Genomic DNA, 11,647 nt, shown 5'->3' on the forward strand with positions numbered 1-11,647 from the left:
GTCGCACAATCGTTCGACAACTGTCGCACGATCGCTATTTTGATGAGATGACCGGATCGACAAGGTGAGATGCCGCTCAGATTTTTTCGATGGTCATCGTCTGGTCACAATAATCCTTCACGGCGAGACGGTGGGTAATGAAGATGACGGTGCGCTTCCTGTCTGTCAGAATGTTGTGGAGCAGATGGCGCTCGGTATCAGGGTCGAGGGCCGAGGTGGCCTCGTCGAGGAGCAACACGGGACGGGCTCTGAGCAATGCGCGGGCGATGGCGATGCGCTGCGCCTGTCCTTCAGAGAGCCCGCTGCCCTGCTCGCCGCAGAGCGTGTCAAGGCCGTCAGCCTCCTCGAAGAGGAAGTCGGAACAACTCATATGCAAGGCAGCCCGCATCTCCTCATCGGTAGCCGAGAGCTTGCCCAGCCTGAGGTTATCGCGCACGCTGCCGCTGAGGAGTGTGTTGCCCTGCGGCACATAAGCGAGGTTGCAACGCGTGAGAGGAGAGAGGCGGTGGGAAAGGACGGACGATGAGTGACGGGTGTAGATGGATGCTCCTCCACTCCCAGGCATGACCAGGCCGAGGATGATACGGATGAGCGTGGTCTTACCCGCACCCGTCTCACCGAGTACGGCCGTACACGTGCCTGGAGCGAAATCGAAGTTCAGGTCATGAAGCACTTCGTTGCCGTCATCGTAAGCATAGCTCACGTGCTCCATGCGGATGCCGCACGGGGACTTCAGCACAACGGGATCACCCTGTTGCTCCATCGGGTTCTCCTCTAATTCCATCAGCCTCTCGGCGGAAGTGAAGACGGAAACAAAAGCCGGCACGAGCTTTGTCAGGCTGCGAGCCGGACTCTGGATGCGGTTGACTAACTGCAAGAATGCCGTCATTCCGCCAAAAGAGAGCGAGTGGGCCGACATGCGAACGGCTGCCCAGAGAAAGGCTACCAGATAGCCTAAGGCGAAGCCTATGTTGAGAATGGTGTTGCTGAACACCGAGAACAGCGTGCGGCGCACCACTTTGTGTCTCAGAACGCTTTGGATGCGCTCCAGCCGGTCCACCATCATGCCCTCGCTCTCCAGGGTCTTGATGAGCATGCGGTGCTGGATGGTCTCCTGCAAGGCGCTCTGCACATGCGAGTCTTCGGTGCGCACGTCCTTGGTGAGCCTGCGCATCTGGTTGACATAAACCTTGCTCAACACCACAAACACGGGAATAATGGCCACGGTGATAAGGGCCAGCACACTGTCCATAAAGAAGAGATAGCAGAAGGCCCCGATAAACATGGTCAAGACGGAGAGCGTGTTGGGAATGGTCTGTGTGAGGAAGTCGACCACATTGGCCACGTCAAACTCAAGACGGTTGAGCACGTCTCCGGAGTGGTAGTGCTCTCTGCCGTGCCACTGTGAGCGGAGGATACGGTCGAGCATGCGCTGCTGCATGCGGTTCTGCGCACGGATGCCGAGCAGGTTTTGCACCCAGGTGCTGCTGATGCCGAGCAGGAAATCGCACAGCACAAGGATGCCTATCAGGCCCACAGCCCAATAGAGGTTGCCCTTGACCGATCCACTCGCCACATCAATGGCATGCTGTACGGTGCCGACCTGTGCCAGCGACACCCCCACGGCCAACAGGCCAATAAGGGCGTTGAGACATGCCTGCAGGCGGTTGCCACGCCATACGTGCCACAACCACCGAAGAATCTCACCCAATTTGTACTTCGATTCCTGTAACCGAAAAGCTTTCTTGATAAAACTTGACATGAATTGTTCTTTTCGTTTTTTATCCGCGCTGGTCGGCGCCCCACATGAGTTTCTCGCGCAGAATGGAGAAATAACGCTTGGAGCGCAGCTTGACGATCTTGACTTTACAGGGCGCTTTGCGAATGATCAGGACCGTGCCTTCATGGAGTTTCTCTGAGCGGCCGTCGATAGCCACAAGAAAGTTGTGGCTTCGGCTCTCTACCTCAAGCTTGACGACGGTGGTGTCGTTGAGCACAATGGGGCGGATGTTGAGACTGTGGGGTGCCACGGGCGTGAGACAAATGTTGCCACTGTTGGGCACGATGATGGGCCCGCCATTGCTGAGATTGTAGGCTGTGGATCCCGTCGGCGTGGAGACGACAAGTCCGTCGGCCTGATAGGTCACGAGGAAGTCGTCGTTGACATAGGTCCGGATAGTGATCATGGATGCAGTGTCGCGCTTGAGGATGGCAATGTCGTTGAGCGCATAGGGACAGCCTTCAAGGGGCAGCGCACCGGCCGTGTCGCGGCTGTCGGCTTCTGTCTGTATGACTGTGTGCTCCTCCAACTCGCACCGGCCCGCGTAAATATCGTCAAGGGCTTCACCAAACTCCCCCGGCAACACCTCGGCCAGGAACCCTAAACGGCCGGTGTTGACGCCGATGATAGGCGTACCTTTAGCCATGATGCGATTGGCAGCCCTGAGAAACGTGCCGTCGCCGCCGATGGAGATGGCGTAGTCGGCATCGAAATTATAGCCGTCGAAGACACCGTCGGCTTTCACGTTCATATGCTTGCCGTGAGAAAGATATTCATAAAACGGACGGTCAACGCAAACCTCGGCGCCGCGATCACAAAGGCAGGCCAGTACCTGCTCTACGCCCGCACTCTCCCGAGCCTGATATTCATTGCCGAAAATGGCGAAACGAAGTCGTTTATCTTGCATTCTCCTGGATAATATTTCATTGGCGGAACAAAGATACAAAAATAAAGCGCAGTTGATGTCAAAAGAATAGAAATAATGAGCCAGAGAGCTTAAATATTTGTTAAAAGCCGCTCTTTTCCCCCCATCGTCACTATTTTTCCTTATCTTTGCAATAGTATACATATCTATATTATAAGCAACCATGCAGCGATGAAAATCGTGAGCATCATTTTATGACATACAACTATGGCAAAGGTATATGAGTTTTTGGCCAACGGCTTCGAGGAGATCGAGGCATTGGCTCCCGTGGACATCTTTCGGCGCGGTGGTTTGGAAGTGAAGACCGTGAGCGTGACAGGCAGTGAGCTTGTGGAATCGTCGCATGGCGTGACCGTCAAGGCCGACCTGCTATTCGAAGACGGCAATTTCACCGATGCCGACTTGCTGATGCTTCCCGGCGGCATGCCCGGCTCCGCCAATCTTAACGCTCATGAAGGCGTGCGCAACGCGCTCAAAGCGCAATATGATGCCGGCAAACGCGTGGCGGCTATCTGTGCCGCGCCCATGGTGCTCGGCTCCATCGGCATTCTCGAAGGCAAACGTGCCACCTGCTCACCAGGTTTTCAGACATATCTCACCGGCGCCACCTATACCGGCAACCTCTTCGAGGAAGACGGACTGGTGACAACAGGCGAGGGACCGGCTGCCTCACTGCCCTATGCCTACCATATCCTCGGGTATTTCATCCCAGAAGAACAGGTGATGGATCTGGAAAGGAAGATGCAATTCGCGCATCTGATGCAGCGATAATCAATGGATTACATCATCATTGTTGCCGGAGGACGCGGCGCACGCATGGGCACGGCCGTGCCTAAACAGTTTCTGCCGGTGGGCGGTAAGCCCGTGCTGATGCGTACCGTCGAACAGTTCTACAACTACAGCCACGACCTCCGCATCATCGTTGTATTGCCCAAAGACGAGCAGCCTACGTGGCGGGAGTTGTGCCAGGAACACCACTTCACCATTCCCCATCGCGTTGCCGACGGAGGCGCCACACGCTTTGAGAGCTCCAGAAACGGGCTGGCCCTCATACCCGAAGGCACAGACGGCGTAGTGGGTTTTCACGACGGCGTGCGCCCGTTCGTCTCGACGCAGGTCATCAAAGCCTGCTATGAGACCGCCCGTGAGGAATACACCGCCGTGCCCGTAGTGCCCGTCACCGACACCCTGCGCCACGTCGACGCGCGCACCACCCGCACCTTCACCGTGGACCGCACCCTTTACCGCGCCGTGCAAACGCCGCAGGTGTTCAACATCAACATAGCACGACAAGCCTTCGACCAGCCTGACAGAAAGACTTTCACCGACGACGCTTCCGTGGTGGAAAGCCTCGGAATCAGCGTCAACACTGTAGAAGGCAACCGTGAGAATATCAAGATTACTACGCCATTCGACCTGAAAATAGCGGAGGTCTTGGCCCAGACAAACGATTGAACAGCATTCTCTCGCAGGACATCATGTATCTCCCAGGCGTAGGACCTAAGCGCAAGGAGATACTTGCCAGTCAGCTCAACATCAAGAATTGGGGTGACTTGCTTGAGTATTACCCTTATAAATATGTGGACCGCTCAAAGATATACCCCATCCGTGAGCTGAGCGGTGACATGCCATTAGTGCAGATCAAAGGTGCCATTCAGAGTTTTGAGGAATTCGGTGAAGGCCGCCGCAAACGCATCGTAGCCCATTTCTCCGACGGCCGTGACATGGTAGACCTTGTGTGGTTTGGGGGCAAGAACTGGGTTTATGACAGTTATCAGCCCGGCACGGAATACATTGTCTTCGGCAAGCCGCAGCCTTTCAACGGACGTTATCAGTTTGCGCATCCCGACATGGAGAAAGCCGCCAACGTGCAGCTTTCCACCATGGGCATGCAGCCTTACTACATCACTACGCAGACGATGAAAGACCGCGGACTCACGTCGAGAGCCATCGAGAAGATGACCAAGGCGCTGGTGGCGCGCATTCCTCAAGGCTCCATCACAGAGACATTGCTGCCCGGAATGACCACAAGACTGCACCTCATCTCAAGGGAGGAGGCGCTCAGGAAGATCCATTACCCGCAGTCGCTGCGCGACGTGCAGCAAGCACAGGAACGGCTGAAGTTTGAGGAACTGTTTTATGTACAACTCAACATCCTGCGCTATGCCACTGAGCAACGCCACAAATACCACGGCTATACGCTGACCCATGTCGGCGAGCCGCTCAACACCTTTTATAAGAATCATCTCCATTTTGAGCTTACCGATGCGCAGAAACGTGTCATGCACGAGATACGTGACGACATGCGTTCGGGCATCCAGATGAACCGGCTGCTGCAAGGTGATGTGGGTTCAGGAAAGACCTTAGTGGCGCTCATGACCATGCTCATCGCCATCGGCAACGGTTTTCAGGCGTGCATCATGGCGCCCACAGAGATCCTTGCCGAGCAACACCTACAGACCATCAACGGCTTTCTTAAAGGCATGGACATACGCGTGGAACTGCTCACCGGCATCGTGAAAGGGAAGAAACGGACGGAAGTACTGGACGCGCTGGCCAGCGGTGCGGTAAACATCCTCGTGGGCACACATGCACTGATTGAAGACAATGTCGTCTTCAAGAACCTTGGCCTTGCTGTCATCGACGAGCAGCACCGCTTCGGTGTGGCCCAGCGTGCCAAGCTGTGGGGAAAAAGTGAGCGGCCGCCACATATCCTGGTGATGACGGCCACGCCGATCCCCCGCACCCTTGCCATGACGCTCTACGGCGACCTTGATGTGAGCATCATTGATGAACTGCCGCCAGGACGCAAGCCCATCGTAACCATTCATAAATACAATAACCAGATGACCTCGCTCTATGCCGGCATCGCTAAGCAGGTAAAGGAAGGCCGGCAGGTATATATCGTCTTCCCCGTCATTGAGGAAGGCAAGAAAAAAGACCTGAAAAACTTAGAGGACGGCTACGAAGCCCTGCGACAAATTTTCCCCCAGTTCACCATGAGCAAGGTACACGGACAGATGAAGCCCAAGGACAAGGAGACGGAAATGCAGCGGTTCGTGAGCGGCAAGACGCAGATACTCGTTGCCACGACGGTGATAGAAGTGGGTGTCAACGTCCCCAATGCCTCTGTCATGGTCATCATGGACGCACAACGGTTTGGCCTTTCGCAGCTCCATCAGCTGCGGGGACGCGTGGGACGTGGCGCGAAACAGAGCTTCTGCATCCTCGTCACCAGCTATGAACTGTCTCAAGACACCCGCAAGCGTATTGATATCATGTGCCAGACCAATGACGGCTTCCGCATTGCCGAAGCTGACCTGAAGCTCCGTGGGCCAGGTGACCTGGAAGGCACGGCTCAAAGTGGTATGGCGTTCGACCTGAAGATCGCAAATATAGCGCGCGACGGACAAATCGTACAACTTGCCCGCAACGAGGCAAAGAACATCGTGGACGGCGATCCTGACTGTTCACGGCCCGAAAATGTGTTGCTTTGGCAACATTTGCGCGAACTGAGAAACACAAATGTCAATTGGGGCGTCATTAGCTGACAGTGTGTCAATAACTCCATAATAAGTGTTAATTGAATGCGGATTGCGCGCAATTTCTGTTAAACTACCCATAAAAAAGACTTGAGGAAAATCAAGTCAGGGATATTTTTCTTACCTTTGTCGATGTAAATGAAACTACGGATACGGTCTCATTGCAGACCTGAAAGAAAATAAGCTACATGTTGATAAAAAAGGAAATAAAAGCCCTTGGGGTATTATTGCTTTTAACATTGTCCACAAATACCGTTGTGGCACAAGACCTTCTTGCAAGACAGGCACCAGTGGACCGGCGCGCGAAGAAGCTGGATTCACTGGAGGTAAAGAGTATTATTAAGCGTGAGAACATCCAGTCACCCGCAGCGCAACTGTACGGTGACGAATGGGACAACACCTATGCGCATAGGGCCACAGAGCTCCCCGACTCCTTTACCATCAACCTTCGACACTTCTGCATGCCCACGCCCAGCCGCGTGGTGACGAGCAATTTCGGCACGAGATGGGGACGCCAGCATAAGGGACTGGACATTAAAGTATATATCGGCGACACCATCCGCGCCGCTTTCTCGGGCAAAGTCCGTGTCGTACGCTATGAGGCAGCAGGCTATGGCAACTACATCGTCATACGGCATCCCAATGGCCTGGAAACCATTTACGGGCATCTCTCCAAACAGCTTGTCAGCGAGAACCAAAGCGTGAGAGCCGGCGAGCCCATCGGTCTGGGCGGAAACACAGGCCGAAGCACAGGCTCCCATCTGCACTTTGAGACACGGCTCTGCGGCGTGGCACTCAATCCAGCACTCTTCTTCGACTTCCGGAATCAGGATGTGACAGGCGACTACTATGTGTTCAACAAACGCACTTACGACCGCGAATCTGAAATCGCCACACGTGAACGAGGAAAGATCGGCAGAGGCGGTTATACACACGACATGATTTATGGTGAGGTCGGACACGATGACAACGACACGCCGGAAGATGTGCGTGAGGCCATAAACGCACCAGAGCGCGTCTACTATAAAGTACAGAATGGGGAAACCCTCGCGTCCATTGCCAAGAAAGTTGGCGTGAGCATCGAGAAGCTTGTACAGCTCAATGGATTCCACAGCAGAAGCCAGAAGGTCCGCCCTGGAATGATCATCAGATACGTTTAAACCATCTACAGCTATTCTTATCTTCTTACAACTGACCTGAAAGCAAAGTACAGGTGTAAGAAAATCGTCTGAATATAACCATAATGCTTCGCCATGACATGGAACCGTTCCTTCAGCGAAGCTTTATGGTTTTTGTTTGTCATGCCCCCATCCAGGTAATTGACCACCACCCTATTGACATTTCTCAAAGCCAAATGACGTTGGGCACACAGCTTCATAACACGGATACACCAGTCCACATCAGCCGAAAAACGATAGTCCACATTATTATAAGGTGTCGCCTTGGCAAGGTCGGTACGTACATAGAAAGCCTGGTGACAAACTAACATGCCCCGTTTAAACGAGCGCCACGACAGCCTCTTCGGCGGGCTCAAGCGGCGATGACGCAAAAAAAGACTGTCTAAATCCACGATGTCCGTATCACCATAGAGCACTCCGGGAAGCTGCTCTCCATCGGCAATGCAGGCAGCAACAGCATCCAAAGTGTCGTTGTCAGGAAAGACGTCTCCAGCATTCAGAAACAGCAGATAGTCACCTGCCGCGTGGCGGATACCTTTGTTCATCGCGTCGTAAAGCCCCTGGTCTCTCTCCGAGATCACCGTTACCTCGTGATCATTCCCCGCCTTATCCGAGCGTTTCTTATACTCCATCGCCATCTCGACAGTGCTATCATGCGACAATCCGTCAAGAATGATATGCTCCACGTTGCTGTATTTCTGGTTCAGCACACTGAGAAGGGTACGTCGTAACACCGGTGCAGCATTATAAGTGCACGTAATGATTGAGAACTTTATCATTGATTTTTATCTTGTCAGAAACTGGGAAGAAGACGGGAGACTATAACTTATAATTCTTGAAAGCAAGCGTCTGGTTATACACCTCAATGTATTTCATCGCCACAGAGCGCTGTGAATAACATGCCATGACCTTTTGCACGCATTGCCTCTTCAGCGTCTCGCCATCCGCCTCATCCAGCACCCAGTGGATGCCTGCAGCAAGGTCGCCGGCATCTTTATATGCGGCAAGGTATCCATTCTTCTGGTGATCAACCATCTCTGGAATGCCACCGACCTTAAAGCCAACCGTAGGCACACCACACGCCATCGATTCCATGATTGTATTGGGAAGATTCTCATCAAGTGAAGGCATGACAAAGACATCGGCCGCATTGTAGATGTCCACCATCTGCCTTTCATTGTCGACATATCCCATAGGTATGGTCGGCAGCACCAAGTCTGAAACCACCTCATCGGCATGGCTCCCAAGCACAACGACAACCGTATTCTGCCTCATGTCAGGATAGCGTTCAGCGAGTGTTGAAATGGCCTTTACAAAATAAGCAATACCCTTACGCTCCAGCGTCACGCGCTGAGCGACAAAAAGAATAATACGTTTGTCTGCCGGCAGAGAAGCGTGCAGGCGCGCTTGCTCCTTGTCTTTAGGGAAAAAGATATGCGTGTCAATGGGATTGGGAATCACCGTCAAAGGCATGCCTGTCAACAGGCCGCTGTCCCGCGCACTGTTGCCCAGCCATCTGCTGCAGGCCACAAAATGAATGCCACTGTTGGCATACAGCCTCTTCTTCCGGCTGAAAATACGGGTAGACAAGTCCTTATCACTGCCCCGGCCAGGCAAATACTGGCAATGGCGACACACGCCCTTGAACGACTGACAGCCCAAAGTAGCATGGCAGATGCCCGTGGCAGGCCACAGGTCATGCATCGTCCACACGACAGGCTTCCCGCTCTTGAGAATCTTCTGAATGCTCTTCAACGACAGGAATCCTTGATTGATCCAGGCCAGATGAATGACATCAGCTTCCTGAAACTCCGGCAGTCGCGTAATGTCTGCACCCGTATTGGCAAGGTCTATCTCAAAGAGATGCTCATGATGGAAATGCAGATGGACATAAACACACCACCGCTCCCACAAGAAGCGGAGCCGTTGACACAGCCCGCCATGTAGCCCCACCACCGTGATCTCATCCGATACTTTATCCCGTACCAGCATCTTGGCCTTCACGCCATTGTTGTTGAGAGCGTCCATCAGCCTGCCTGCAGCTACCGCCGCACCTCCGGCACGCTCACTCGTATTAACTATCAGAACTCTCATTGCCATACTTTCGTATTTGATGGCAAAGTTAAGAAAAGGATTTGAAAAACCGTCAATATGTTCTGAAGAAGTAAGCCCAGGTTACAACATAATGGTGTGCCCGTACACAAATAATTGATTTAAATCAATTAATTATCCATTTATTGAAAAAACAAAATCATAGCCTTGCAATATCATTGTAATAGCTGTACCTTTGCAAAGTCAAAAGGTTAATAGATTGTTTAGGTTAGTAGTAATAGATTTAGGTTTTTAGTTATTAGGTTTAAGGTAGATTTGATAGATTGTTTAACGGAAACGATTTGGATACCGTGAGGCATTCATTTTGTTCAGGATTTATTTCAGTTAAACATAACAATACGCCGGGGCTTGTTGATGAGTCCCGGCGTATTGCCTTTTACTGACAAGTTGATGAGATTCCAGTTGCGTAAGGACGCAAGGCCTAACCCTACCCTTTTACTATCAATGCCACGGCGTAGGCCGCGATGCCTTCCTCACGCCCCGTGAAGCCGAGCTTCTCTGTTGTCGTGGCCTTGATGCTGATCTGGCCTTCGTCACAGCCCATGACACGGGCCAGACATGCTTTCATGGCCGGAACATGAGGATTGAGCTTTGGGCGTTCAGCGCACACCGTGGCGTCTATATTGCCTACTTCGTAGCCCTTTGAAGCGATGAGCTCAATGACCTTCTTCAAGATGACCTTGCTGTCCATATTGAGCGTTTTCTCCGAAGTGTCAGGAAAATGATAACCTATGTCGCGCATGTTAGCGGCTCCCAACAGTGCATCACAGATGGCATGAATGAGCACGTCAGCGTCACTGTGGCCTAAGAGCCCTAACGAGTGAGGTATTTCTATGCCGCCCAATACCAGTTTTCTGCCCTCAACAAGTTTATGGACATCATAGCCCATTCCTATTCTGAACATATCTTGATTCTCTTGAAAAGCTACCGTTTATTAAAGAGATCCTTCAACCCATCCATATCGAAGGTGAGTGAGAAACGCAATGTCTGGTCCAGAGGATTGCTCTTCGCCGTGGCAATGACATATCCGGCGTCCAACTGGAAAGCACTCATCTTGAATCCCGCGCCTACAGTGAAGTATTTCAGGTTGCCTTTATTGGTACTTTCGTGATGATAACCGGCTCTGAGCGCGAAACGGTCATTGTAGGTGTACTCCGCACCGACACTCCATTGCACCTCCTGCATCTCCTCCTTAAAGCCTCCGGGCGCATCACTGAAGCTCTTAAAGATACCGCCAATGCTTGAGACATCGTAATAGTCCTTCTGCACCCGCTGCTGATACTCTTCCGTCGTCTCGCCGTCCTTCTGCTTAGGATAGGTGGGTACAAGGAGTTTGTTGGCATCGGCGGCAAAACCGATGGCATTATATTCGTCCAAAGGATACTTCAGATAAGCTCCAACACGGAGGTTGGTAGGTATAAAATAGCTGTTGTCACTGCCACCAAACGTAATCTTGCTGCCGATATTGGAGATGTTCATTCCCAGACCCAACTGACATTCATGCTCACTGATCACGGGGTTGCTCTGATAGTAAAGTCCGAGGTCCGCGGCAAAGGCCGACCCTGGCGACGTGTCGCTGGTATAGTCATACGTCAGGTCGGAATAGATCCAGCGCACAGCCGCGGCGATGGAGAACTTCTCACTGAGCATCAATGAGTAAGCCACGTCGAGCGACATCTCATAGGGATTGATGGTCATCGCGGGGTCATTAACGGAATTATTCTCTGACAGCTGCACCTCTCCTAACGAGAAATACCTCAGTGAACCCGACACGGCCGAATAGTCGCCGATGCGGTAATAGCCGGCCACATAGCCGAGATTGATGTCGTTGACGATCGGTCGGAGCCACGGTGTGAAGTTCAGCGCCACGCCTGCACGACTGATAGCGAAGGGGTATTTGGCGGGATTCCAGTACTGTGAGTTGACATCGGCCTCCGTTGCGACGCCCACGTCGCCCATACCACCGGCCCTGGCGTCAGGAGCAATGGTCTGTGAGGTCACCGAGGTATTGACAGGATTGAACATATCGCGCTTCTCCTGCGCACTCATTGTCAATGCTGCCAGCAGCAGAACACTGCAGATATAGAATCTAAACGTATCTTTCATCATG

10 protein-coding genes are annotated in these 11,647 nt (G+C 52.7%); 4 read left to right on the top strand and 6 right to left on the bottom strand.

Going from position 1 to position 11,647, the window contains the following annotated elements; all coding sequences use genetic code 11:
* Positions 1 to 76: 76 nt before the first annotated feature.
* Entirely contained in the window at positions 77 to 1,762 is a 1,686-nt protein-coding gene (locus tag PREMU_RS10690) for an ABC transporter ATP-binding protein (RefSeq protein WP_007575243.1), read from the bottom strand.
* Positions 1,763 to 1,781: 19 nt separating this feature from the next.
* Positions 1,782 to 2,687: an NAD kinase gene (locus PREMU_RS10695; protein ID WP_007575245.1), complete on the bottom strand. Its 906-nt coding sequence runs from the start codon at positions 2,685 to 2,687 to the stop codon at positions 1,782 to 1,784.
* Positions 2,688 to 2,912: 225 nt separating this feature from the next.
* Between PREMU_RS10695 and PREMU_RS10700 the strand changes: the two genes are divergently transcribed.
* From PREMU_RS10700 to PREMU_RS10715, 4 genes are all read left to right on the top strand, one after another.
* On the top strand, positions 2,913 to 3,476 hold the full coding sequence (locus PREMU_RS10700; RefSeq protein ID WP_007575247.1) for a DJ-1 family glyoxalase III: 564 nt from the start codon (positions 2,913 to 2,915) through the stop codon (positions 3,474 to 3,476).
* 3 nt (positions 3,477 to 3,479) lie between these two features.
* Positions 3,480 to 4,160: a 2-C-methyl-D-erythritol 4-phosphate cytidylyltransferase gene (locus tag PREMU_RS10705; RefSeq protein ID WP_007575249.1), complete on the top strand. Its 681-nt coding sequence runs from the start codon at positions 3,480 to 3,482 to the stop codon at positions 4,158 to 4,160.
* Positions 4,157 to 6,256 (top strand): ATP-dependent DNA helicase RecG, encoded by a 2,100-nt coding sequence (gene recG / locus PREMU_RS10710; RefSeq protein WP_007575251.1) that lies wholly within the window; start codon positions 4,157 to 4,159, stop codon positions 6,254 to 6,256. Before PREMU_RS10705 ends, recG begins: the two co-directional genes overlap by 4 nt.
* Before the next feature lie 179 nt (positions 6,257 to 6,435).
* Positions 6,436 to 7,407: a peptidoglycan DD-metalloendopeptidase family protein gene (locus PREMU_RS10715; protein ID WP_007575254.1), complete on the top strand. Its 972-nt coding sequence runs from the start codon at positions 6,436 to 6,438 to the stop codon at positions 7,405 to 7,407.
* A 17-nt stretch (positions 7,408 to 7,424) separates the two neighbouring features.
* On the opposite strand, the gene PREMU_RS10720 is transcribed toward PREMU_RS10715, so the two are convergent.
* The 4 genes from PREMU_RS10720 to porV all read right to left on the bottom strand — a co-directional run bounded on the left by PREMU_RS10720 (position 7,425) and on the right by porV (position 11,643).
* A complete protein-coding gene (locus PREMU_RS10720; protein WP_007575256.1) occupies positions 7,425 to 8,204 on the bottom strand; it encodes a glycosyltransferase family 2 protein in 780 nt (259 codons plus the stop codon).
* 40 nt (positions 8,205 to 8,244) lie between these two features.
* Positions 8,245 to 9,519, bottom strand: a complete 1,275-nt coding sequence (locus tag PREMU_RS10725) for a glycosyltransferase family 4 protein (RefSeq protein ID WP_007575259.1) — start codon at positions 9,517 to 9,519, stop codon at positions 8,245 to 8,247.
* A gap of 445 nt (positions 9,520 to 9,964) precedes the next feature.
* Positions 9,965 to 10,441, bottom strand: coding sequence for a 2-C-methyl-D-erythritol 2,4-cyclodiphosphate synthase (gene ispF, locus PREMU_RS10730; RefSeq protein ID WP_007575261.1), 477 nt, complete (start codon positions 10,439 to 10,441; stop codon positions 9,965 to 9,967).
* Positions 10,442 to 10,461: 20 nt separating this feature from the next.
* Positions 10,462 to 11,643: a type IX secretion system outer membrane channel protein PorV gene (gene porV, locus PREMU_RS10735; RefSeq protein WP_040558969.1), complete on the bottom strand. Its 1,182-nt coding sequence runs from the start codon at positions 11,641 to 11,643 to the stop codon at positions 10,462 to 10,464.
* Between the last annotated feature and the right edge of the window lie 4 nt (positions 11,644 to 11,647).

Origin of the sequence: Hallella multisaccharivorax DSM 17128 (genome assembly GCF_000218235.1) — a bacterium.
Taxonomy (GTDB): Bacteria; Bacteroidota; Bacteroidia; order Bacteroidales; family Bacteroidaceae; genus Prevotella; species Prevotella multisaccharivorax.

Coding starts and splice junctions, on each gene's coding strand:
- ispF (WP_007575261.1), bottom strand. CDS start 10,441: ATGTTCAGAATAGGAATGGGCTATGATGTCCATAAACTTGTTGAGGGC.
- PREMU_RS10695 (WP_007575245.1), bottom strand. CDS start 2,687: ATGCAAGATAAACGACTTCGTTTCGCCATTTTCGGCAATGAATATCAG.
- PREMU_RS10700 (WP_007575247.1), top strand. CDS start 2,913: ATGGCAAAGGTATATGAGTTTTTGGCCAACGGCTTCGAGGAGATCGAG.
- PREMU_RS10705 (WP_007575249.1), top strand. CDS start 3,480: ATGGATTACATCATCATTGTTGCCGGAGGACGCGGCGCACGCATGGGC.
- PREMU_RS10690 (WP_007575243.1), bottom strand. CDS start 1,762: ATGTCAAGTTTTATCAAGAAAGCTTTTCGGTTACAGGAATCGAAGTAC.
- PREMU_RS10725 (WP_007575259.1), bottom strand. CDS start 9,519: ATGAGAGTTCTGATAGTTAATACGAGTGAGCGTGCCGGAGGTGCGGCG.
- porV (WP_040558969.1), bottom strand. CDS start 11,643: ATGAAAGATACGTTTAGATTCTATATCTGCAGTGTTCTGCTGCTGGCA.
- PREMU_RS10715 (WP_007575254.1), top strand. CDS start 6,436: ATGTTGATAAAAAAGGAAATAAAAGCCCTTGGGGTATTATTGCTTTTA.
- PREMU_RS10720 (WP_007575256.1), bottom strand. CDS start 8,204: ATGATAAAGTTCTCAATCATTACGTGCACTTATAATGCTGCACCGGTG.